The sequence below is a fragment of the Stenotrophomonas sp. 10N36 genome, assembly GCF_056395005.1.
Map to the genome: position 1 here is coordinate 15,240 of NZ_JBFTIS010000026.1, position 24,181 is coordinate 39,420.

General features: G+C 67.9%; 17 protein-coding genes. 16 read left to right on the forward strand and 1 reads right to left on the reverse strand.

Annotation, left to right across the window (positions count from 1 at the left end; genetic code table 11):
* Window positions 1-6: 6 nt before the first annotated feature.
* The 3 genes from tssM to AC1DCJ_RS18770 are packed head-to-tail and all read left to right on the forward strand — an operon-like array spanning window position 7 to window position 5,512.
* On the forward strand, window positions 7-3,753 hold the full coding sequence (tssM, locus tag AC1DCJ_RS18760; RefSeq protein ID WP_478071651.1) for a type VI secretion system membrane subunit TssM: 3,747 nt from the start codon (window positions 7-9) through the stop codon (window positions 3,751-3,753).
* Complete coding sequence (gene tagF / locus AC1DCJ_RS18765; RefSeq protein WP_038688038.1) at window positions 3,750-4,733, forward strand: type VI secretion system-associated protein TagF; 984 nt, start codon at window positions 3,750-3,752, stop codon at window positions 4,731-4,733. Before tssM ends, tagF begins: the two co-directional genes overlap by 4 nt.
* Window positions 4,734-4,735: 2 nt before the next feature.
* Window positions 4,736-5,512 (forward strand): OmpA family protein, encoded by a 777-nt coding sequence (locus AC1DCJ_RS18770; RefSeq protein ID WP_478071652.1) that lies wholly within the window; start codon window positions 4,736-4,738, stop codon window positions 5,510-5,512.
* A 20-nt stretch (window positions 5,513-5,532) separates the two neighbouring features.
* Here AC1DCJ_RS18770 and tssA read toward each other — a convergent pair whose 3' ends face one another.
* On the reverse strand, window positions 5,533-6,597 hold the full coding sequence (tssA, locus tag AC1DCJ_RS18775; RefSeq protein ID WP_137189645.1) for a type VI secretion system protein TssA: 1,065 nt from the start codon (window positions 6,595-6,597) through the stop codon (window positions 5,533-5,535).
* A 238-nt stretch (window positions 6,598-6,835) separates the two neighbouring features.
* On the opposite strand from tssA, the gene AC1DCJ_RS18780 reads away from it, so the two are divergent.
* The 13 genes from AC1DCJ_RS18780 to AC1DCJ_RS18840 all read left to right on the forward strand — a co-directional run bounded on the left by AC1DCJ_RS18780 (window position 6,836) and on the right by AC1DCJ_RS18840 (window position 23,957).
* A complete protein-coding gene (locus AC1DCJ_RS18780; RefSeq protein ID WP_478071660.1) occupies window positions 6,836-9,613 on the forward strand; it encodes a type VI secretion system Vgr family protein in 2,778 nt (925 codons plus the stop codon).
* 2 nt (window positions 9,614-9,615) lie between these two features.
* On the forward strand, window positions 9,616-10,215 hold the full coding sequence (locus tag AC1DCJ_RS18785; protein WP_478071653.1) for a hypothetical protein: 600 nt from the start codon (window positions 9,616-9,618) through the stop codon (window positions 10,213-10,215).
* Between the two features lie 2 nt (window positions 10,216-10,217).
* Window positions 10,218-11,627 carry a hypothetical protein gene (locus AC1DCJ_RS18790; protein WP_478071654.1) on the forward strand — a complete coding sequence of 470 codons (1,410 nt, stop codon included), beginning with the start codon at window positions 10,218-10,220 and terminating at the stop codon, window positions 11,625-11,627.
* Window positions 11,620-13,803 (forward strand): SH3 domain-containing protein, encoded by a 2,184-nt coding sequence (locus AC1DCJ_RS18795; protein ID WP_314403800.1) that lies wholly within the window; start codon window positions 11,620-11,622, stop codon window positions 13,801-13,803. The genes AC1DCJ_RS18790 and AC1DCJ_RS18795 overlap by 8 nt, the downstream gene beginning before the upstream one ends.
* 8 nt (window positions 13,804-13,811) lie before the next feature.
* The gene (locus tag AC1DCJ_RS18800; RefSeq protein WP_478071655.1) at window positions 13,812-14,414 is read left to right on the forward strand and encodes a hypothetical protein; all 603 of its coding nucleotides are present in this window, start codon (window positions 13,812-13,814) and stop codon (window positions 14,412-14,414) included.
* Between the two features lie 55 nt (window positions 14,415-14,469).
* Complete coding sequence (locus tag AC1DCJ_RS18805; RefSeq protein WP_428711758.1) at window positions 14,470-15,102, forward strand: decarboxylase; 633 nt, start codon at window positions 14,470-14,472, stop codon at window positions 15,100-15,102.
* Between the two features lie 141 nt (window positions 15,103-15,243).
* Window positions 15,244-18,033: a type VI secretion system Vgr family protein gene (locus AC1DCJ_RS18810; protein ID WP_478071656.1), complete on the forward strand. Its 2,790-nt coding sequence runs from the start codon at window positions 15,244-15,246 to the stop codon at window positions 18,031-18,033.
* Between the two features lie 3 nt (window positions 18,034-18,036).
* Window positions 18,037-18,894, forward strand: coding sequence for a DUF4123 domain-containing protein (locus AC1DCJ_RS18815; protein WP_478071657.1), 858 nt, complete (start codon window positions 18,037-18,039; stop codon window positions 18,892-18,894).
* A gap of 46 nt (window positions 18,895-18,940) precedes the next feature.
* Window positions 18,941-19,447, forward strand: a complete 507-nt coding sequence (locus AC1DCJ_RS18820) for a DUF3304 domain-containing protein (RefSeq protein WP_161578710.1) — start codon at window positions 18,941-18,943, stop codon at window positions 19,445-19,447.
* A gap of 69 nt (window positions 19,448-19,516) precedes the next feature.
* Window positions 19,517-21,214: a T6SS phospholipase effector Tle1-like catalytic domain-containing protein gene (locus AC1DCJ_RS18825; RefSeq protein WP_478071658.1), complete on the forward strand. Its 1,698-nt coding sequence runs from the start codon at window positions 19,517-19,519 to the stop codon at window positions 21,212-21,214.
* A gap of 129 nt (window positions 21,215-21,343) precedes the next feature.
* On the forward strand, window positions 21,344-22,126 hold the full coding sequence (locus AC1DCJ_RS18830) for a CDP-diacylglycerol diphosphatase (protein WP_478071661.1): 783 nt from the start codon (window positions 21,344-21,346) through the stop codon (window positions 22,124-22,126).
* A gap of 40 nt (window positions 22,127-22,166) precedes the next feature.
* Complete coding sequence (locus AC1DCJ_RS18835; protein WP_478071659.1) at window positions 22,167-23,054, forward strand: hypothetical protein; 888 nt, start codon at window positions 22,167-22,169, stop codon at window positions 23,052-23,054.
* Window positions 23,055-23,192: 138 nt separating this feature from the next.
* Window positions 23,193-23,957 carry a SapC family protein gene (locus AC1DCJ_RS18840; protein ID WP_137189632.1) on the forward strand — a complete coding sequence of 255 codons (765 nt, stop codon included), beginning with the start codon at window positions 23,193-23,195 and terminating at the stop codon, window positions 23,955-23,957.
* The last annotated feature ends 224 nt before the right edge of the window (window positions 23,958-24,181 follow it).

The following is a 24,181-nucleotide window of genomic DNA, read 5'->3' on the forward strand; positions in this document are numbered from 1 at the left end:
GCCTAGATGATGTTGAGTAATTTCAGGTACTTCCTCGGCGATTACCGCCTGTGGATGGTGATTGGCTTGATCGGTGCCGGTTCGTTGGCGTATTTCGGCGCGGCCGAAGCCCGCCAGATCGGCATCTGGGTGGCCATCGCACTGGCGGCGCTGCTGTTGCTGGCGCTGGTGGTGTGGGTGATCAAGCGCATCCTGGCCCGGCGTGCGGCCAAGCGCGTGGAGTCGATGGTGCAGACGCAGGCGGACCAGGCCGTCGCGGCTGCGCCCTCGGCCCAGCGTGCCGACACCGAGGCGCTGCGCACGCGGATGATGGACGCGGTCAAGCAGATCAAGTCCTCGCGACTGGGCGTGCTCAAGGGCAAGGCGGCCCTGTATGAGCTGCCGTGGTACGTGATCATCGGCAACCCGGCGGCCGGCAAGAGCACCGCGATCCTGAACTCCGGGCTGCAGTTCCCGTTCGAGGACAATCGCAGCAATGTCATCCAGGGCATTGGCGGTACCCGCAACTGCGACTGGTACTTCACCACCACCGGTATCGTGCTGGATACCGCCGGCCGTTATTCGGTCAGCGTGGAAGACCGCATGGAGTGGCTCACCTTCCTGGGCCTGCTCAAGAAGAACCGACCGCGCGCGCCCATCAATGGCGTGATCATCGCGGTGAGCATCGCCGAGCTGTCCGGCAGCAAGCCCGAGTTCGCCATCGAGCTGGCCAAGAACCTGCGCCAGCGGGTGCAGGAAATCACCGAGCGGCTGGAAGTGTTCGCGCCGGTGTACGTGCTGTTCACCAAGGCCGATCTGATCGCCGGGTTCAGCGAGTTCTTCCGCAACCTCGATCCGGCCGAGCGCGAGAATGTCTGGGGCGCGACGCTGCCCTTCGACGTCCACGCGCAGGGCGATGCGCTGACCGCGTTTGACGCGCACTTCGACCAGCTGGCCGAAGGCATCAAGGAAATGAGCCTGTCGCACATGGCCATGCAGCGCGGGCGCGAGGTGTCGCCGGGTCTGCTGACCCTGCCGCTGGAGTTCGTGGGCATCAAGCCGGCGCTGCGTACCTTCATCGCCACGCTGTTCGAAGACAACCCGTTCCAGTTCAAGCCGGTGTTCCGCGGCTTTTACTTCAGCAGTGCGCTGCAGGAAGGCCATTCGGTGCACCACGCGTCCGATCGCGTCGGCCGCCAGTTCTCGCTGTCCTCGCGGAGCCACAACAGCGATGAAGCGCCGACCGGGCAGACCGCGTTCTTCCTGAAGGATCTGTTCCGCAAGGTCATCTTCTCCGACCGCGAGCTGGTCCGGCAGTACTCCAGCCCGCACCAGAACCGCCTGCGCTACGGCGTGTTCCTGGGCGCGGTGGGCGTGCTGGCACTGGCGCTGGGCCTGTGGACCTGGTCCTACACCACCAACGTGCAGCTGGTGAACAACGCGACCAAGGACCTGGAGCAGGCCGTCCGCGTGCAGAAGGATCGGGTGGACCTGAAGTCGCGCATCGATGCGTTGCTGCTGCTGCAGGACCGCATGGAGCAGCTGGACCGGTACAAGAAGGAGGGTGGCATCACCACCAGTCTGGGCCTGTACCAGGGCGACAACATCCGCGCCAAGCTGATGAAGGAGTACTACCACGGCATGCAGCAGGTGATGCTGGATCCGACCGTGGCCAGCCTGGAAGGCTACCTGGGCCAGGTGGTGAACGAGCGCGAGAAGCTGGGGCAGGGTGGCCCGGTGGCCGCCGAAAGCGACGTGCTGTACCAGAACGCCTCGCCCACCAACACCAATGACGCCTACAACGCGCTCAAGACCTACCTGATGCTGGGCAACCGCAAGCAGGTGGAGGGCGCGCACCTGTCGCAGCAGCTCACCCTGTTCTGGCGCAACTGGCTGGACGCCAACCGCGGGCAGATGACGCGTGAGGAGATGGTGCGCGCGGCCGAGAAGCTGATGAACTTCTACGTGGCCCAGTCCGCCGACCCGGCGTGGCCGCAGGTGCAGAACAAGGTGACCCTGGTCAGCGACAGCCGCCAGGCACTGACCCGAGTGATGAAGGGCCAGCCGGCCATGCAGCGCGTGTTCGCGCAGATCAAGGCACGTGCCGCGGCACGCTTCCCGACGGTCACGGTGGATGCGTTGATCGGCAACGAGCGCAACGGCAGCCTGATCACCGGCAGCTACGCCATTTCCGGCGCGTTCTCGCGCAAGGCGTGGGAAGACTACGTCAAGGATGCGGTGAAGGAAGCCGCCAGCACCCAGCTGAGCACCACCGACTGGGTGCTGGGTACCACCGAGCAGAGCGACCTGTCGCTGGCCGGCAGCCCCGAGCACATCGCGCGTGAGCTGGTGACCCTGTACAAGCAGGAGTACGCCGCCGAGTGGACCAAGTTCCTGCAGGGCCTGAGCGTGGCCCAGTTCGACAGCTTCGATGAAGCCGCCGCGCGCATGAACGCCCTGGGCGATGCCAACAACTCGCCGCTGCGCACCCTGCTGGAGAAGATCAACGAGCAGACCATCTGGGACAACCCGGCCGCCGAGGCGCGTTCGAAGAAGGCCAAGGGCGGGTTCGTGGCCTGGTTCCAGAAGACCATCCTGCGCAAGGACCCCGAAGCGGTGGCCCAGCAGCAGCCGGTGGGGCCGATCGGCAAGGCCTTTGAGGGTATCGCCAAGCTGACCACCAAGCGGGGCGACCAGCCCGCGGTGATCGATGCCTACTTCGAGACCCTGGCCAAGCTGCGTGCGCGTCTGAACGCGATCAAGGGCCAGGGCGACCTGGGCGTGGGCACCCGCAAGCTGATGCAGGACACCTTCAGCAATGAAGGCTCCGAGCTGAGCACGGCGGTGGCGCTGGTGGACGAGCAGGTCCTGACCGGCCTGGATGCCGGCCAGCGCGAAGCGTTGCGTCCGCTGCTGCTGCGCCCGTTGACCCAGACCTTCATGGCGCTGGTGGAGCCGACCGAAGAAGAGGTCAACAAGAGCTGGACGGCGCAGGTGTACACGCCGTTCTCCGAGCGCATCGGCAAGCAGTTCCCGTTCAACCTCAACTCCGACGTGGACGCCGCGCCGAGCGACATCGCCGCGATCTTCGGCGCCAGTGGCAGCATCGCCGCGTTCAACAAGGACCAGCTGGGTACGCTGGTGCTGCAGCGGGGCAACCTGCTGGAAGCGCGTCGCTGGGCGGGCATGGGCATCAATCTGTCGGCCGACCTGGTCGCCAACTACGGCAACTGGGTCAGTGGCAGTGCAGCCGGTGCGGCCGCGCAGGACACCACCATCTTCGAGATCCTGCCGGCGCCGGCAACCGGCGCGCTGGAGTACACGATCGAGATCGATGGGCAGACGCTGCGCTACCGCAACACCCCGCCGCAGTGGACCACCATGCAGTACCCCAACGTGGGCCAGGTGCCGGGCGTGAAGATCACGGCCGTGGCGTCGGATGGTCGTACGGTGGAAGTGTTCAATGCACCGGGTAGCAACGGCTTCACCCGCCTGATGCGGGAAGGCTCGTTCGAGCGCCTGGAAGGCGGCAGCAGCCGCGTGACCTGGAAGGCCGACAACGTGGAAGTCACCGTGGAGATGCGCGTGGTACGCCGCGCGGGTGAGTCCTCCGGCGGCGGCGATTGGCAGCGCGGCGCGCAGTTGCCGGCCCGCGTGGCCGGTGGTGCAGCCCCGGCCACCGCCGCACCGGCGGCCCCGGGCACGGCACCTGCCGCGGCACCTGCGCCGGCGGCAGCGCCGGCCCCGGCCCAACAGAGCGGAGGTTCGCGATGAGTCGTGTGGTCAGTGCGGGCGTGTCGTACTTCGGCAAGGTGCCCTCGCGCGGCGATTTCGTCCGCGCCGCCGACAACCACCAGCTGCTCGGCTGGCTGGACCGCTGGGCCGGCGAGAGCGTGGAACTGCTGAGCCAGAACCCGGACTGGAAGCGCGTCTACGACGACTCCCCGGAAATCCACTACGCGTTCCTGGGTTCACGCAGCAAGCTGGTGTTGTGCGGGCATTTCCTGCCCAGTCGCGATGCCTCGCAGCGGCGGTTCCCGCTGTTGTCGGCGGTGCGCCTGGAAGCCACCGAGCCGCTGCCCTTCATCGGCCGCAGCCCGCTGGCGATGTCCAACGCCTGGTCGGGGCTGTCGCGGATGGCGCGGCAGGCGTTCAACGATGAAGACGCAGGCAATGCACTGAACGAACTGGCCGATGCGCGCTTCAGCATCAGCACCGACCCCAGCGCCTACAACGCCACCTTCCGTGATTTCCTGGAAGGGCAGACCATCGGCTCGATGGAGCGCCTGCTCCGCGACGCCGGTCATCCGGACATCTCCCTCAAGAACGCGCTGCTGGCGCTGGGGCTGCTGCTGCAGCCGGTGCTGGGCGGCGGCGACGTGAACGTCGACCGCGCCCTGGTGTTCCCGCTGGTCCGCGATCCGCTGTACCGGCCGCTGGTGGCGGCGTTCTGGCTGGATATCGTGGCCTGCTTCGTGGCCCGCGGCGACTTCGAACTGGCGGTGCTGATCCGTAACGATGCCGCGCCGTCGATGCTGGTGGGGTTCAACGGTGCCGACCGCCATGCGCTGCGCGCGGTGCTCGACCCGGCCGAAGCCGGCGACTTCCTGATCCGCCTGCAGGAGGCCCAGTGGGTCGAGGAATACCTGCACAGCGACTACAACCTCAACCGCCTTGCCAGCTACCTCGATCGTGACGATCTGGCATTGAGCACGGCGCGCAGCCTGTTCGGCGAGACTTTCCTGGGAACCTGACCATGCGCCTCCGCTCTACTCTCATTGTTGCCCTGGCCGCGTTGTCAGTCACCGGCACTGCCTTCGCGCAGGCCCCGGCAGCGGCCGCCACCGAGCGCCCGGTCGTGATCGAAGGCGTGGTGCCCGACCAGGCGACCAAGGCGCGGTTGCTGAAGAACCTGCGGGAGGTCTACGGCGCTGATCGCGTGGTCGACCGCATCCAGGTGGAATCGATTGCCACGCCCCCGAACTGGGGCGAGTACGTGGCCGGCATGATCACCCCGGGGCTGAAGCGGGTATCCCCCGGCAAGCTGGAAGTGAACGGCCAGGCCGTGCGCGTGACCGGCGAAGTGGGCAACGAAGCGCTGCGCCAGCAGGTGGCCAGTGACCTCAGCCTGGCCAGCAATACCTCGTACACGGTCACCAACGCGCTGAAGGTGGGTTCGCAGCAGAAACTGCTCGACCAGACCCTGGCCAACCGCATCATCGAGTTCCAGAGCGGCAGCGCCAAGCTGACCCCGCTGGGCATGAGCATCCTTGACGAAATGGTGGCCAAGATGGCCCTGATGGGCGACACCAGCTTCGTCATCATCGGCCATACCGACAACGTCGGCCAGCGCGAAAGCAACCTGACGCTCAGCCATGCGCGGGCCCAGGCGGTGAAGGCCTACATGGTGCAGAAGGGTATCGCCGGCAACCACCTGGACGTGGTTGGCAAGGGCCCGGACGAGCCGGTGGCCGACAACACCACCAACGACGGTCGCGCACGCAACCGCCGTATCGAGTTCAAGATCCAGTAACCCGGTAACGCTCGACGGGCTTACTGCCCGTCGAGGTTCTGGTTGATGTCCAGCATCTCTTCCATCTGGTCGAGCACGCTGGAATCCTTGATGACCCGCTTGAGCCACACGTGCAGCGGCATCTCGCCCCAACGCGCGGCCTTTTCGGCGAGGTAGGCCACCGGGCTGTGCGGTTCGGTGCGGCGGAAGAACTCGGCCACCTGGCGCAGTTGCTGCAGCGCTTCCTTGCGGCTGGTGGGCGCACCCGCCGGGCCACGGGGCGCAGCGGCGGCCGCGTTATCGGTGCTGCTCACCTCTACCGCGAAGCTGTCATCGGCGGCGATTTCGTCGGCCATGTCGCCGTCCAGCAGCACGCCCGCGTCGCGCGCGAAGCGCATCACCGTGCGCTGCAGGTGTTCGATCTGCTCGCGCACCGCGCTGAAGCTGGGGCCATCCAGGCCCAGGCGGTTGTCGACCGCGGCCTGCAACGCGGCCAGCGCGTCGGCGCATTCCGGCAGAACCTCAACCAGCTGGCGATAGAACTCATGCTGTGTATCGCGGCGGGCCGCTTCCAGCTGTTCCAGGCCGGGGCGATCGTCATGGTAGTCGCCGCCATTGCTGGCCCGCGAATGCGCAACTTCGAAATCGGACAGGCTGAAGCGACCCTGCGGCGCGGACACGATCGGCACGTTGCGCAGCCACTGCAGCGAATTGCTGAGCAGCCAGCTGAGGTTGCCGATGCGTTCTTCCTGGTCGTCGTCGACGGCCACAGGATGCACGTCGTCCCAATACTGGTCGCACAGCCCGGCCACCACGCGGTAGCCGGTGGTAAGGCCGCGGAAGCCCTCCACCTGGGTGGCCGCTTCGGTCAGCCAGCCGGCCAGGCGCAGGTCCTTGGTACGGGTCTGCAGCAGGTCGGCGCATTCACGGGCGACGCTGCTCCAGTCGGCGTATTTGATGTCGGTCTGCCACTCGCCCTGGTCCAGGGTCGGGTCATCGGCACGCCGGCTCTCCTGGATCCGGTCGAATTCCGGCGAGAAGGACAGGTCGTCGCCGGTGGGGGCGTGGTCGGCAATCGGGGCCAGCAGGGCATCCTGATCCAGCATGGCAAATCTCGAGATGGGAACTGCGGTGATTCTAGCGTTTTGATCGCGTGGCATGCGTAAGACCGCGCGTGAGCCCACCGACGGATTCCCGGCGTCACGGCCGCGTGAATATGTGATGCAAGTCTCGATATGCCATCAGTGCGTGGTCGCGGTGTTGAGTTTCTGACGCATCTGGTACATTTCGCGGTTGGGGAAAGGATGTCCCGGGCCTCGGGACAACAGCTTGGCAGACAAGGCAATGGACGCGTTGAACAACTTATTTACCCAGATAGCGGCCGTATCCGGCTCGCAGCGCCTGCATCGACTTGCATTGCCTGGCGCGACAGACCTGGTGGTCGAGCGGTGGAGCGGCGAGGAATCGCTGTCCACGCATTTCGATTACGTGATCGATTTCCTCTCGCTCGATGCCGGCCTCGATCTGGAGGCATGGCTGGGCCAGCGCGCGACATTGACCACGCGGGCCGCCAGCGGCGCCGATATCGAACGTGTGGGCCTGGTGAGCGATGCGACCCTGCTCGGCAGTGATGGCGGTGTCGCGCGCTACCGGATCGGCGTGCGGCCGTGGACGTGGTGGCTGGAGCACGGTCGGCACAGCCGCGTGTTCCAGGAGCGCAGCGTGCAGGACATCCTGTCGTCGGTGTTCGACGGCTACAAAGATATTGCCCGCTGGCAGTGGAGCGACGAAGTGGCCGGTTTCCTCGGCGCCGAGCGCAAACGCAGCTACTGCGTGCAGTACCGCGAAAGCGATGCGGCGTTCGTCCAGCGGTTGCTGGCGGAAGAAGGCTTGGGCTGGCGCGTGCAGAACGACGCCGAGGCGCCCGCCGGCCACTGCATGGTGATCTTCTCCGACAGCGCGACGCAGCCGGAAGACGTAACGTCGTCGGGCAGTGGCGTTCGCTTCCATCGCAGTGCCGCCACGGAAAGCGAGGACACGGTGCAGGCGTTGGGTCAGTCGCGTCGGCTGGGTAGCAATCGGCTCACGGTCTTCAGCGGTGACTACAAGCGCAGCAGTGGGCAGGGCGCGCAGGTGCCGGTCAATGGCGGCGGCAGCCAGTCCGCGCGCGAGGCCTACGACCCGGCCGGCGCCTATGCGTTTGCCGACAGCAGCGAGGGCGATCGGCTGGCGGGTCTGCAGGCCGAGGCGCACGAAGCACGCAACCAGGCGTGGCGCGGACGCAGCAGCGTGCGCTCGCTGTGTGCGGGCCAGTGGCTGCGGATCGGCCAGGTGCCCACGTCGGCGCCGTCAGAGGTGCTGCTGACAGGCGTCCGGCATCTCGGCGTCAACAATCTTCCCGTGGACCTGCGGGCGTCGCTTGCGCAGGCATTGGGCGCTGCACCTTCCGCGCATCCGGTCGATCCGGCCGTGCACGAGCGCGCCGAAGCGGTGGGCTATGCCAATGCCTTCACCGCGATCCAGCGCACGACGCCGTGGCGGCCGGTGCTGCTTGATGACACCGGCGTGCGCCTGAACCCGCGGCCGCTGGCGCCGGGCTACCAGACCGCGATCGTGGTGGGCGCGCAGGGCAGCGCTGCCGGCGCCGGCAGCCACGAAGTCCACGCCGATCTGGCTGGGCGTATCCGGGTCAAGTTCCATTTCCAGTCCGGTCAGGGCGATGCCGCGCGCGACAGTGCGTGGCTGCGCGTGGCGCAGCGCTATGCCGGCCCGGGCGTGGGCAGCCAGTTCCTGCCGCGGATCGGTCAGGAGGTGCTGGTCGGCTTCCTCGACGGTGATATCGATCGCCCGCTGGTGCTGGGCGCGCTCTACAACGGGCGCGGCGAAGCCGGTGTGGCACCGACGCCGGCCGGCCAGGCGGCAAGCAGTGACACCGCCGCCTATGCGCAGGCCGCCGATGCACGCGCCAGCGCGCAGGCCAATGTGACCGGCGGACACGCGCCGGCCTGGCATGCGGCCGCCGCCGGCGACGATGCGCACCGCCATCCCGGTGCACTGTGGGGTGTGCGCTCCAAGGAGTGGGGCGGCAGTGGTTACAACGCGCTGCTGTTCGACGACAGTGATGCCCAGTTGCGCGCGCAGCTGCTGACCACCCAGGCGGTGACCAGCCTCAACCTGGGCCACCTGATCCACCAGGCCGACAACTTCCGCGGCAGCCTGCGCGGCGAAGGCTTTGAGCTGCGCAGTGATGCCTGGGGTGCGCTGCGCGCGCGCTCGGGGCTGTGGCTCAGCGGTTACGCGCGCGGCGCGCAGGGCAAGGCCGGTGATGCGGCGCAGCCGGTCGCGCTGCTGACCCAGCTGCAGACGCTGGGCACCTCCTTCGCAACGGCGGCCAGCACCCACCTGACCAGCAAGCTGGCCGCGCACGAAGGTGCGCAGCAACCCAATCGCTCGCGGTTGGTGCAGGACAAGGCACCGCTGGCCGCGCTGCTGGCCAGTGCGCGCACCACCGTGGAGGGCGTCGAGTACGCGCCGGCCCGTGGCCAGGCCGCCGAGCGCGATGGCGGTGCCGGTGAAAACAAGGTGCCGCACGTCGGCGATGCACTGCTCGGCCTGGCCGCGCCCGACGGCGTGGTGCATGTGGCCGGGCAGGCGCTGGGCTGGGCGATCGGCGAGACCTTGACGCTGGGCAGTGGGCAGGCCAGCGAAACGGCTGTGATGGGGCAGATGCGGCTGCATGCCGCGCAGAGCGTGGGCGTGCTGGCGACGGCGGTGCAGGGCAAGGCGGCAACGGCTGTTGCGCTGAGCGTGGTGGCCGGGCAGGGTGAGCTGGACGTGCAGGCGCAGCAGGATGAACTGCGCATCCAGGCGCAGGCCGCACTGAAGATGGCCAGCGCCCAGTCGCAGTTCGACCTGTCCGCCGGAAAGACCCTGCACGTGGCCACCGCCGGCGGCGCCAGCGTGACCATCGAAGGCGGCAACATCACCTTCACCGCGCCGGGCAACATCGTTGTGCACGCCGGCAAGAAGTCTTTCACCGGTCCCAGCAATTACCAGGCCGAGCTCAAGAGCTGGGTCCATGGGGACCTCAAGAAACAACGCATCATTGGATTCTCGGGATGAGCATGAACAGGATTTTTCTCGCATCGCTACTGTCCGGCGCGATGCTGCTGGCGGCATGCCAGGCACAGCCACCGGCAGACCAGGTGGCCGATGCCGCCGCCCAGGGTGATGCGGCCGCGGCCGCAGTGGCCGTGGATGCACCTGCCGCCGAGCCCGCTGCGGCAACCGCCTCCGAGGCGACCGACCCGCTGGCCACCGAACTGTTCAACCTGGTGGGCGATGCCGTCTGCGGCAAAACCTGCCCGCAGTACGACGCGCGTGTGGACAAGGCCTTCAGCGACATGCTGGCCGACGCGGCGTCGCTCGGCGATGCGCGTCTGCGCGAGCGGATCGGCAGCGGCCCGCAGCCGCAGGGCGAACGCATCCAGACCGCGGCCGGCGAACGCTGGCTGTACCGCGCCTGCCAGGCGCACCAGTGCAACCTGACCACTCTGGTAGCGCTGTACGACCCGACCACCGGTCGCATGGCCGGTCGCCTGGTCGACAAGTGCCAGGTGCATTGGCTGGGCGCGCTGCCTGCCGAGGCCATGGATCGCATCAGTGAGCTGGCGCCGGTGCAGATCAGCGACGAAGACTACACCGCGTTCTGCACCGGGAACTGACCATGGCAAAGGACCTGCAGGGATTCCTCAATGCGCTGTTCGCCTCCGAAGGCGGCGGCAACCTGTCGATCATCAACAAGTTCGGCTACGTGGGTAAGTACCAGTTCGGCGAAGACGCGCTGATGGACCTGGGCTACTTCAACCACGACGGACAGAAGCACGAAAAGGACGGCAAGTTCTTCCAGGACTGGGACGGCACGTGGACCGGCAAGGACGGCGCCACCAGCCTGCAGGTGTTCCGCAACAGCGAGGCCATCCAGGACAAGGCCGGCCAGGCCTGGGTAAGGCGGCTGTGCAGCATGGGCCGGAAGTATGGCGCGCACGCGTACATCGGGCAGACCATCGGCGGGGTGCTGGTCACCGAATCGGGGATCATCGCCGCGGCCCACCTGAAGGGGTACGGCACGGTCACGCCCAAGGACGGCAAGTACAAGACCCCGGCGGTGATGGCCTTCCTGAAGACGGGCGGGGCGATCAATGCCACCGACGCCTTCGGTACCTCGGTGGGCAAGTACATGGCCAAGTTCGCCGGCTACGCGCTTGGCTGCTGCGAGCCGGTGGAGGTGCAGCAACCCTGGTCGTATCCGTTCCCGCCGCAGGGCAAGACCACCGCGCTCGACGGTGCCGCGTATATCGGTCTGCCCGCCCTGCAGGGCGCGTTGAGCAAGGCCGACGACGGGTTCTTCCCGATCGGTGCCAGCGGCCTGTGGCATGGCGGCATCCACTTCGATGCCGGCACCGGCACCGTGCTGAACCAGGCCGATGGCGTGCGCTGCATCAAGGATGGCGAGATCGTCGCCTACATGGTGAACCGCAAGTACCCCGAAATCACCTTCCCGAAGGTGCAGCGCAGCGCAGCGTATTCGTCCGGCTTCACGCTGGTGCGGCACCGTATCGAGCTGCCGCCGAATGCCGAGTCGCTGTTCAAGGCCGAGGCCGAGAAGAACGCGCCCAAGACCTGCACGCCCGACAATCCGTCCGGCGGTGTTGCCGCCGCGGGCGCCGCAGGGGCGACCACCGGTGCTGCTGCGGCGGCGGCGCCGGGCACGGCAAAGAAGGAACCGGCCAAGGCGGATGCGCCCAAGCCGCGTGATCCGGGCATGCAGATGGTGTTCTACAGCCTGTACATGCACCTGCTGGACTTCCAGGGCTACGAAGAGAATCCCAAGCGCGCCCGGCCGGCGTACTGGGATGCCAGCAACGAGTTTGTCGTGGGCGAGCGCGCCAAGGACAAACAGGAGGTGCCGCCGCCCCCGGTGCAAGCCGCTGCGGAAGCCCCGGCGGAGGTGGAAGAGGTCGGCTGCGATTGCGGTCACAGCATCTCCAGCGAAGCCAACGAACTGCTCGGGTTCTTCCCGCCCGAGACCAAGGAATGGGACAACGTGACGTCCGAGGAGCTGGTCCATGAGTGACGCCGCCGCGCCGATCATCGGCCTCAACATCCGCAAGGAAGCCAACGGCAAGAGCGCCCGCATCGGGCTGCTGCCGCGCGGTGCCCGCATCACGGTGAAGAACCGTGGCGAAAAGTGGGCGCAGATCGACCGCATCCTGGAAGGCCAGATCGCACCGGTGCGTCCGGGCGAGGCGGTGGATCCGGCGGCCGCGCAGGGCTGGGTGTTCCTGTCCGAGCTGGACCCCGGCCCCAAGGCGCCGCTCACCCTGGACCAGGTGGTGATTCCGGAGAAGCCCATTCCCGTCAGTGCCGGTGCGCTGCTCGGCCACGTAGGCGAGTACCAGCAGTACGTGGACGCCCAGCCGCGCGCCAAGCGCGGCTGGCGGCAGATGGTGCACATCGAGACCTTTGCCGGCAATGACCTGCCGGTGTTCGTCAAGACGGCGCGCAAATACGCGTCGCTGCTGCCGCCCAACACCGGGTCGATGTTCCTGATCGACAAGGGGGCCAAGCTCAAGTTGCCGGTGGCGCACGACACCACCTGGCCGGCCGATACGCGGCTGGTGCAGGGCAAGGACGGCGCGATCGGACCGTGGGCGAAGATCCAGAAGGCGGGCCTGGTGGTGATGGACCGCGAGGCCTTGGGCGCGTACTCGTCCAAGAGCAAGCGCTACGCCAAGGCGCCGGATGCCGAATGGACCGGCTGGTTCGTCGGCCCGGCCGACACCGACCGCACCCTGGACGAGAAGCTGGCCAAGAAGCTGAACTACAAGCGTCGCGAGATGCGCATGCCGCAGGGCGACGCGGTGTGGGTGGAGCGTGCGGCGCTGGTGTCGTGCGGTGCCGACGGCATGAAGGTGTGGAAGAAGTTCCCGTTGCGCCTGGATGGCCCCGATGCCGGTGGCGAAGCCGCGTTTGCCCGGGTGATGACCCGCGCCGAGCTGGAGAAGAACCCGCCGGCCGATCGCGTCGTCGACGCCGATGGCAAGCCGTGGTGGCGCGTGTCGGTGCGCAGCCAGAATGCCGGCAAGATCCACGTCGGCTGGGTCTGCGAAAGTGGCATGCCGAAGGTGGGCTGGCAGTCTCCATGGGCGTGGCCGGGCTTCGACTGGGTGGAAGAGGGCCAGATCCAGCCGGTGGACATGCTGTCGGCCTCGCTGGTGAACATGGGCGCGCTGCGCGCCGATGAGGTCACCGACTACAAGATGCGCGCCGACAAGGTCGACAAGAGCGCGCTGGTCAAGAAGCTTTATGAGCAGCTGGACACCGACAAGAGCGGCTACCTGTCCAAGGCCGAGCTGCGCACGGCGATGGAACAGCCGCTGATGGCACAGGCCATGAGCCGGATGATCGCCAGGTACGAAAGCGAGTGGGGCGGCAGCGATGCCAAGTGGGACGCGCTGGATCCGCTGATGCTGGGCGGCCAGCCGGAGTGGAGCGCCGAAAAGCTGCGCATCAAGCACCTGCGCTGGTGGGACAAGGTGCAACCGAAGGTGCCCGGTTTCCCGGTGTCGCCGGAGGTGTACCACATCCACCCGATCGCGCTGCTCAACAATTTCTATTCGCCGCTGGGCGAGGCCAATGCCGCGGCCACCGATGGCGGTGCGACCAGCAAGAGCGGCAAGCACTGGCATGGCCGGTTCCTGCAGAGCGCCAAGGTGGCCGACCTCAAGTCGCCGTTCCGCGAAGGCGCCAGCAGCTTCATCGCGGCGATGAAAGCCGGTGGCATCGACGTGATCATCAACACCACCCTGCGCCCGCCGCAGCGCTCCTACCTGATGTACTACGCCCGCGAAGTGGTGCAGGGGCTGGCGCCGGGAAAGGTGCCCAAGTTCGTGCCGCAGAACGGCGACGAACCGGTCAACATCGACTGGGAGCACCTGGACGCCAACGGCAAGCCCGACCTGGACGCGGCCAAGAAGGGCGCGCGTGCGATGGATCAGGCGTATGCCGCGGCCGGCGCGATCGGCAAGCCCTACAGTTCCAACCACAACGGGGGCGAGGCGATCGACATGAAGTTCGATCCCCCGTGGGGCATTGGCAAGACGGTCAAGAACGCCAGTGGCGTGTCGGTGGCCATCACCAGCAAGCGCGACCTGCAGGAAGTAGGCGCCACGTACAAGGTGTACCACTGGACGTACCACGGTCCCAAGAACAAGGTCGACGAACCGCATTGGTCCAAAACAGGTAATTGAGCATGTCCATGAAAGGCGTCACCGCTGTTGTGTTTTCCCTGCTTGCCGCCGCTGGCAGCGCCCAGGCCGCGGGCCCGTCTGCGGGCGGCTGGCGCAGCCTGACGATCGGGCCGGCGTATTCGGTGTCCGAACAGCGCAGCGCGTTCGTGATGCTGCCGGCCGACGCGGGTAAAGGCACCCGTTTCACGGTGATGGACCTGACCCGGTGGCAGCCGGTCTGCTGCCTGGAGGTCTCCAGCCCGCGGCTGCAGCAGGCCACCCTGGAGCATTCCTACCAGGTGCCCGGGGTGTGGGCATCGGATCTGACCAGTGGGCTGGACAATGGCGCCGGCGGCGCATCGCACGTGTTCGCGGCACGCCCGGTGGGTCGCCTGCTGGGCTACCGGTTCGAGGGACACTTCACCGAGAGTGGCGAATGGGGCGGCCTGTTGCTGCCGGCCGATGCACAGGCTGCCGGCGCGGGCAAGGTGAGCTTCGGCGGTGCTACCTACACGGTGGTCCGCACCGTGGACACGTTGCCTGACGATGACGGCGGGCTGGAAACCTACCGCCTCACGCCTGAAACCGGTGGCGCGGCGCAGACGGTCGACGTACGCTTCGGCACCAATTGATCCTCCCGCGCCGCTGACGCATAGTGGCGGCGCTTTCAACACTGGACCCACACCCATGCAGGGCAGAAACATCACGCAGGCGCTGCTGTTGGCGCTGGGGCTTTCCGTTGCCCTGGACGCTGCGGCACAGGGCGCGACCACGGCCCCGGTCTTCGGCGGCTGGCGCAACCTGCACTCGGCCAATGGGGTCGAGCCGGCGCAGGACGACCTGGCGTTTGCGATGCTGCCGACCACCGCGGCCAAGGGCACGCGCTTTGCCATCCTGGACCGGGAAGCCAAGCGCGTGGTCTGCTGCATGGTGGTGAGCAGCGACCGGCTGGATGCAGGCGTGCTGGAATCGCAGTACCGCCTGCCCGGCGTTTGGGTGTCGGACCTGCTCAACGAAGGCAACGACACCCCGCCGCCCTACGAGCCGCGCGTGTACGAAATGAAACGTGACGGTGCACTGGCTACGTACGTTTTCCATGACGCGATCGAGGCCTACAGCGACCTGGGTGGGCTGCTGCTGCCCCCGGGTGCCAGCATCGATGCCGCCGGCACGGTCAAGACCGGCACCCGCAGCTACACGCTGCAGTTCCAGACCACCACCTTCACCGATGAAGATGGCACGCTGGACCGCTTCACCCTGCGCCCGGTGGGGTCGCCCGGAGCCCCCGTGGTGGTTGAGGTTCCGTACGCGACCTACTGACTACGTTGGCGGCACGTTGACGTGGTTTTAACGGACGCTGCCTTGCGTAGCGTGCGTGTTGGTTTTGCATCTGCTACCGTCGGATCACAGGGGATGGAAGCGACACCGGCACTGCCGGTGCCGCGCGAGCCAAGGTGAGCCATGGAAGCAATGCGGAACCTGATGACACAGGCGGCCCGGTTGTTGGATGGGGAACGTCTGTACCGGATGCAGTTGCCGGATGCGCCGATGGTGCTGGTGGACCGCTGGCAGGGTGAAGAACAGCTCTCGCACGGATTCCGCTACGAGGTGCTGCTGTTGGCGCTCGATGCCGACCTGCCCCTGGAGAAGTGGCTGGGCAGTGCTGCCTGCCTGCAGACCCGGCTGGCCGATGGTCGCTGGCTGCCCCGGCATGGCCTGATCACCGAAGCGCATTTGCTGGCGGACGATGGCGGCCTGGCGCGCTACCGCGTGGTGCTGCGTGACGCCAGTTGCCGGTTGGAACACGGTCACCACAGCCGCGTGCTCCAGAACATGGACGTGCAGCAGATCGTCGACACCGTATTGGGCGACCACGTCGGCCAGCTGCAGTGGCGCTGGAGCGGGGAAGCGGCGGATTTTCTCAAGGGCGCGCGACCGCGCAGCTACTGCGTGCAGTATCGCGAGACCGACCTTGCCTTCATCCAGCGGCTGCTGGCCGAAGAAGGCCTGGGCTGGCGGGTGGAAGACAGCGGGCAGGACCCAGGTGGCCACGTGCTGGTGCTGTTTGCCGATGCGGCCGCGCAGGCACAGGACACGGTGTCGCAGGCGGGCGGCGGGGTGCGTTTCCACCGTGCCGGTGCCACCGAAGCCGATGACACCGTGCAGGCCGTGGGCCGCCGGCGTCGCCTGGGCGCCCAGCGCTTGACGCTGCACAGTGATGATTACAAGGCCAGCCGTTCGCTCGCCGCCGGCGTGCCGTTGGAAGGCGGCGGGCAGGGGGAGGCGCGTGAGGTCTACGACCCGTCCGGTGCCTACAGCTTTGCCGACAGTGTGGAGGCGGATCGTTACGCCGGGCTGATGGCCCAGGCGGGCGAGGCGCAGGCCCAGCAGTGGCAGGGGCGCAGCACGCTGCGCAGCGCCACGGCCGGCCAGTGGTTGACGGTGACCGGGTTGCCCGGGAACGCACCGGCCGACCTCGTGCTGACCCGGGTGCGGCATGTGGGAATCAACAATCTGCCGGTGGACCTGCGCGAGGCGCTTGCGGGGCTTCAGCCGGTGGACGCCGCCGAGGCGTCCGCAGACCGGTCCGGGGCCGCACAGACGCACGGCTACACCAATACCTTCGACGCCCAGGCACGCGACCTAGCCTGGCGGCCGGTGTTGTTCGACGACAGTGGTGCGCGCCTGAACCCGCGGCCGTTGGCACCGGGCTACCAGACGGCCGTGGTGGTGGCCGCGCCCGGGGTCAGCACGGAGGGTGCGCGCGACGTGCACGCCGACAGCCTCGGGCGGATCCGGGTTCGTTTCCATTTCCAGAGCGCTGCCGGCGCGAGTGCCGACAGCACCTGGCTGCGCGTGGCCCAGCGCTATGCGGGGCCGGGCGTGGGCAGCCAGTTCGTGCCGCGCGTGGGGCAGGAAGTCCTGGTGGGCTTCCTGGAGGGCGACATCGATCGCCCGGTGGTACTGGGCAGCCTGTACAACGGCCAGGGTGAAGCCGGCACCGTGCCGACCCCGGGTGGCCGCAGCGTCGAGGCCGATACCAGCGCCTATGCGCAGGCCGGCGATGCCGTGGCCAGCGCGCAGGGCAACCGCAGCGGCGGTCATGCGCCGGCCTGGCACGCCGCCGGTGGCGGTGAGGATGCGCATCGGCATGCCGGGGCGATGTGGGGCGTGCAGTCCCGCGAGTGGGGCGGGCAGGGTTACAGCCGCCTGCTGTTCGACGACAGCGATGCCCAGCTGCGACTGCAGCTGGCGACCACGCAGGCGTCCAGCGGCCTGAGCCTGGGCCATCTGGTCCACCAGGCCGACAACTTCCGCGGCAGCCTGCGCGGCGAAGGGTTTGAACTGCGCAGCGATGCCTGGGGCAGCGTGCGTGGGCGCGCCGGCCTGTGGCTCAGTGCCTATGCGGGCGCTACCGGCGCCGCAGGCTCCGCCTCGGCGCCGGTCGCCCTGCTGACCCAGTTGGATACGCTGGGCAGCACGTTTGCCGTAGCCGCCGGTACGCATCAAACGGTGCGTCTGGCCGACAGTGAAGGCGTGCTACGCCCGGCGCACTCTCGCCTGGTGACCGATGCCGCGCCGCTGCAGGCGATGCTGCGCAGTACGCGCACCGCAGTAACGGGCGGGGCCTACCCCGATGCACGCGGGGCGGCCCCGGACCGCGATGCCGCGGCCGGCGCAGACCGCGTGCCGCATACCGGTGACCCGTTGCTGGGCATCGCCGCACCAGCGGGGATCGCCCATGTGGCCGGGCAGTCGCTGCAGTGGGCGCTGGGCGAAACGCTCACCCTCGGCAGCGGCCTCGCCAGCGAAACCGTGGTGATGGGCCAGGCGCGCTGGCACAGCCGCCAGGCGCTGGGCGTGCTTGCGGCGGCGCGCACCGGCCAAGGCGCGCAGGCCACTACGCTGAGCGTGGTCAGCGGCACCGGCACGCTGGAACTGCTGGCCCAGAACGACGAGATCCGGGTGCAGTCGCAGGCGGCGCTGCACGGTGCCAGCGGACAGGCGGCGGTTGAGCTGGCCGCCGGGCGCACGCTCCACGTAGCCACCGCCGGCGGTGCCAGCCTCACCATCGAACAGGGCAACATCACTTTCACCGCGCCGGGCACCATCACCGTGCATGCGGCGCGCAAGTCGTTCCAGCCCGGCGGCAGTGGCAACTATCCGTTGCCGGTGTTCCCGCAGTCGGTGTGCAAGGAATGCCTGCTGTTGGCCGCGCAGCGTGCCGCGCCGTTGACCCCGAAGGGCTGATCCATGGTGCCGACGACCTTCCCGCGCACGCAGTGGCAGCCCTTGGCGACGGGGCTGCATCGCTATCTATTGCTCGACGGCGCCCAGTGCGACGCACCGCAGGCCGTGCTGCAGTTCCTGCCGCATGCGGCGTCGCGCCTGTTCGATGGGCTGCTGGCCGATGGCAGCGCCGATACCTCGGTGTATCTGTCCCGGCTGCCTCCCGAGCTGCCGGCAGAAGCCGTGCTGCTGCGCCTGGACGGCCATGCCAAGGCACTGGGCGCCGCCACGGTGATTGAGTCCGGGTTGACGCAGGACGTGCTGCTGCAGCGCCTGTCGCGCCGGCTGGACGCGCGGTACCCCAACGGCAAGGAATTCCTGGCCCGCTTCTACGACGGGCGCGTGCTGCCCTGGTGGGTGCAGGCGCTGGACCCCGAACAGCGCGACGCGTTTCTCGCGGTGGGGGAGTACTGGCATTACGTGACCCACGATCATCGCTGGGACACCTTGGCGCTGACCTGTCCGGCCATCGATCCGCACCTGCTGCCGTGGACGCTGGAAGCCGAGCAGCGTCGTGTGCTGATCAATTCCGCCTACCCCTACACGCTGATCGAGCACTACCAGCTCACCGATCCGGAACTGCTCGATCGCCTGCCATCGGCCAACTGGTACGGGTTCCTGCGCGGCGCGGTGGCGCTGGCCGCCCGGTTCGGCATCGAAGACAGTCGGCGGGTGCTGATGGTGTGCACCTGGGCGTTGCTGGTCGGCGATGACCTGGCCGACGACCCGGCCTGGCAGCAGCGACTGCAGGACTTTGCCGATGGCCGCAGCACCGCAAAGCAGATCGGCGATGCGGTCTGGCCGATGGAGGAAACCTGGTGATGCCTTCCCGTTCGTACACCGTTGGTCTGTTTCTCGTGGAGCGTGCATGTTGAGTCTGAAGTCGTTTACCTGGATCGCGCTTGCGGCGCTCGCCATCGTGCTGATCGGCGCGGGCTGCTCGCGTGCGATGGCCAAGAGCAAGCCGAAGTCGCCGTACCTGACGCTGTTCGCGTTCAATTACAGCGACCGCTATCTGTACGACACGCGGGTGGATGGCACCTGGATGGGGGGCGTATCGGCGTACACCGACAGCGGTTCGGTGATGGGTCCCCTTGCGCCACGCACCGACAAACCCATCACCCTCGACGTCCGTTGGAAGCTGTCTGGGCGCTATGACCTGAAGACCAATACGTATGAGAAGGTCGGACCACTGGAGCCTAGGTCGGCGCAGGTGACGGTGCGCCAACCGTATCCGGCCGACCCGCACACGTTGCTGCTGCACTTCTACCCCGACGGTCACGTCGAGGCCGAACTGCTGGAGCGCGGCAAGGACCCCTGGGACCTGCGCCGCGAAAAGATTCCTGAGGGCCATATCGCCAACCAGGGCCTGTAAGCACGCGTTGCCCGTTCTCCAAGGAAGCCGTCCGGTGCCCGCACCGGTAGATGAAGGAGTGCACTGCCGATGACCGCAACTGATCCCACTGCCATCCCCGGCCAGGTTGACCTGGAACCCGGCTCGCCCGAGCCGGTGGCCGACGCTGATCCCACGGCGCGCACCGCGCGACTGGCCCGGGGTACCCGGCCGATGACCGATGCCGAGCGCCAGCAGCGGCAGGCCGCGCAGAGCTGCACGCTGCCCGAGAAGGAAGAGGCCACCACCGGCTGCAGCCAGTCGCTGCAGGTCACGGTGTACTTCGATGGCACCGGCAACAACCGCGACGCGGAGATGGAAAAGCAGGAAGACGAACGTGCCCTGTCCAACATCGCCCGCCTGCACAGCGCCCGTATCAGCGGCCATCGCAACGTGCTGTCCACCTACCTGGCCGGGGTCGGCACCCCGTGCCCGGAAGTTGGCGACAGCGGCGGCATGCTGGGCCTGGCGATCGGCAAGGGCGGGCGCGAGCGCATCGACCATGCACTGGAGCAACTGGATACCTTCATCACCCAGCAGGCGGCGCAGATGCGCATCGTGGTGGTGAACGTGTCGGTGTTCGGCTTCTCCCGCGGCGCGGCGCAGGCCCGTGGTTTCATCCGCGACCTGGTGGCGCTGTGCAAGCGCCAGCCCGACGGCACCTGGATGTACAACACAACCGTGCCGATGCGGATCGGGTTCGCCGGCCTGTACGACACGGTGGTGTCGGTATGGCCGAGCCTGGCGCACGCCGCGGTGAATGCGGGCAACGGCCACAACGGCTGGGGCGAGGGCATGCGCATCCCGCCGATGGTGGTGCAGTCGGTGCACATGACCGCCGCGCACGAGCTGCGCGGCCAGTTCCCGCTCGACTCGACACGCGATGATGCACGCTATCCCGACAACACTCAGGAGATCTGGTATCCGGGTGTGCACTCCGACGTGGGCGGTGGCTACGATCCGCAGCACCAGGGGCGCCAGAACAGCATCGCACGGTTCGCCCTGAACGAGATGTACGACATCGCCCTGGCCGGCGGCGTGCTGCTGCACCCGATGAGCCGGCTGGACCCGGAGGTTCTCGCGGAGTTCGACAAGTCCGATCCCGAGCTGCAGGCGGTGTACAACGCCTACCTGCAGGCGGTCCGGGTGAAGCGGGGGCGCATGGAAGACGTGCAGGCCGCGCACATGGAGCTGCTGCACCGCTGGTTGAAGGTGCGGGTGGCGCGCGGCGACAAGCTGCCGTCGATGCAGCGCCTGCAGGAGCGCCAGGATGCGCTGGATGCGGAGGTGAAGACCCTGCGGCGGCGCCGCGCGCAGCTGGGCGACCCGTATGCCCGCGATGGCGGCCCCAGCGACATGAGCAGCGAACAACTGGCCGAATGGAACCGGGTGTCCGATGAATTGAGCGCACGCAGCGATGCGCTGTCGGAGGTCAAGAAGCAGCGCAAGGGCTTGGCCAGCGAGACCGACACCCTGGTCGGCAAGATGGTCAGCCTGCGTCGCAAGCGCGAGCGTGGCAAGCGGCTCACCCTGGCCGAGCGCACCATGCTCGATGCCTGGGACAACAAGCAGCTGCTGCCCGAAGCGGTGGAGACCTTCTTCGACGGCTACGGCCACGACTCGATCTCGCACTGGTTCATCGGCAATCTGGCGATGTGGCGGGTGCTCTACTTCGGCGATACCAAGTACAAGCCGGGCGACATCGAGGAGGGCGCTGCGGCGCCCCAGGCAGAGATCGAACCCGCGTAGGCCTGCCCATGGGGGAAAGGGCAGCAGCGCCGTGCTGTGTCGCCGGACGGTCAAGGGTGAGCGGGTACACTACGCGCCGAGCCGGCCCGGAACGGGCCGGACAGTGGCCGTAGCCGAGTCCTGCCTGTGATCCACCGCCTGTTATTGTCCAGCGCACTGGTGCTGTTGGCCGCCTGTGCCAGCGCGCCGCCCCCGGCCAAGCCGCCGGTCAATCCCGATGCGCTGTGGGGGATCGTGCAGCGCGACTGCCGTTTGCAGGGGCCGCCCCAAGGCAGCTGCGTGGCGGTCAACCCGCAGGCCGAGCGCCGCGATGTGGTGCTGAAGGATTCGCACGGCCAGTATCAGTATCTGCTGCTGCCGCTGGACCGGGTGACCGGTATCGAAAGCCCGCTGCTGCTGCGCGCCGATGCACCCAACTATTTCGCGGCTGCCTGGCAGGAGCGCTGGCGCACCGCGCAGGCACTCGGGCGCCCGCTGCCACGGGAGGTCACCAGCCTGGCGCTGAACTCGCCGCACGGGCGCTCCCAGCACCAGCTGCACATCCACGTGGACTGCCTGCGCACCGACGTGCTCGCGCAGCTGCAGCGCCTTGGCCCGGGCATCCAGACGCGCTGGCAGCCGCTGCCGGAGCCATTGCGTGGCCACCGCTACCAGGCGCGTCGGGTGGCGGGGGAGGCGTTGACGGTCGATCCGGTGCGGCTTCTGGCCAGCGAACTGGCCGGCGTGCAGAACCTGGGCCAGTGGTCGCTGGTGGTGGTGGGTGCCCACGCCGCCGACGGCAGCCCGGGCTTCCTGCTGCTGGCCACGCAGCTGGATGCAGCGCAGGGCAACGATGCCAGCGGCGAAGAACTGCAGGACCATGCCTGTGCAGCGGTGACCGGCGCGCAGGACGCGCTCGACCGGGTGCGCTGAGCGCTGCGCTATCCTGTTCGTTTCCGACAGGATGTGGCCCATGCCAAGGACGTTGCAGCGCAGACCCTTTCTTGCCGCCGTGGGCGTGCTGCTGGCAAGCATCAGCAGTGCTGCGGTGGCCACGCCGGTGCACGACCGCGCCGGCAACCGGCTGGAGGCGTTGATCGAGCAGCCGGCCGCGCAGGCGGGCGCCGAGCAGGCGTCGGCACGCTTCTGCACGGCCGACCGGCAGTGGTGCGTGCGCACCGCCCGCGAAGGCGACGATCAGGCGTCGCAGCTGGAGATCGAGCATCACCTACCCGGTGCGACCGAGCCGCAGACCTGGTTCATCCCCCTCGATAGCGCCGATGCCGAGGTCCCCGGCAACGATCAGCCGTGGCCGTTCATCGTGCGGTTGGCGCGTGGGGCCGACGCGGGTCAGGTACCGAGCGATCCGCAGCAGGCGGCGCTGGAGAACGTGCTGGTCGGGGTGCAGCGCAGTGTGACCACGATGTACTCCGGCGGGGATGCCGGCGCGTCCACGCTGGTGCTGAGCCGTATCCGCCACATGGACGATGGGATCCAGATCGACCCGGACGTACTGACGCTGCCCGCCGACGGCCACGCCATGATCCGGGCCTGCTTCGGCGAACAGGACAGCACGCGGCGCGCGGGCGCCTGCCATGACGAGTACAGCTTCCACGGTGTGCTGACCCTGGACCCGGCCGGGCAGGGTATGCCGGTGCTGCGTTACGCCACCACCGCCACCCGCTTCCCGGTAGGCGCGTCGCGGCTGCAGGATTCCCAGGCCCGCGGGCCGCTGCGCCGGCAGGACCTGCGCACCCAGACCGACCCGACCTGCTCCTTCCAGCGGGTGCTGCGTTTCGATGGCGGTCGCTACCAGCCCGATACCCCGCTGCCTGAGTGCGGGGAGTTCACCGATCTGTAGAGGGTGAGCGCCACGCCTGCGGCCATCCATGCCTTCCGGCAGGGCGCACATCGTCATGGAGCCACGCTATAGTGGCCGATCAATGCGGTGCCCGCTTTCGCGCCCGGGCTGTCTGGCGCGTCGTACCTGACCTATTCCATGACTGCTGAAACCACTACCCCCCCGGCACCGGCCCAGGCATCCGGCCCGCTGTTCTACCGCCAGCCGCTGCCGCTGCAATCGGACAAGCACGCCAATTGGCGTCTGGTGCAGGGGACCGTGGCCTTTGCGGCCGAAACCAACGCCATTCCGGCCGTGGTGGGCGAGTTCGGCCTGGCCGCGCAGCATTTCCCGATCCTGTTCACCGGCAAGGATGCTGCGCCGATCGTGGCCGTGGGCCTGGCCCGCAACAACCTGTTCATCGACGGCGACAAGTGGGCTGAAGACACCTACGCGCCGGCCTATGTGCGCCGGTATCCGTTCGTGTTCATGCAGGCCGACACCGAGGGTGACTTCCTGCTGGCCATCGACGCCGACGCCGAGCAGGTCAACCAGGGCACCAGTGAAGAAGGCGAACCGCTGTTCGTGGATGGCAAGGCGACCGAGCTGGTCGACAACGCCATGCGCTTCTGCGGCGATTTCACCCGCGAGCACGAGGCGACCCGTCAGTTCACGGCGGCGATCCTGGCCCAGGACCTGCTGGTGGAGCGCAGCATCGATGTCACGCTGAACAACGGCGAGCAGATGTCGGTGAACGGGTTCCACGTGGTCGACGTGGAAAAGCTGTCCAAGCTGCCCGACGACATCGTGCTGGCCTGGCACCGCAATGGCTACCTGGCCCTGGTGCACCACCACCTGAGCTCGCTGTCGCGCTTTAACGCGCTGGTCCAGCGGCAGAGCCTGAAGGCCGCTGCCAAGGCCTGATCGCCGCAGCCATGCAATGCACCACAACGGCGACCGCAGGGTCGCCGTTTTTGTTTGGTTCTTCGCCCATACGCTGGGCAGGCAGAAAGGTGCTTTTACGCTTTCCGGGCGCGGCCGTCGGTGGGTCGGGCGCTGGGTCCCCATGCCCTTTCCGGCGAATGTCCTCCGGCGTCGGCCTGCGGCCGCCACCTCCCCCTTTATTTCGCCTCCAAGGGCATGGGGAC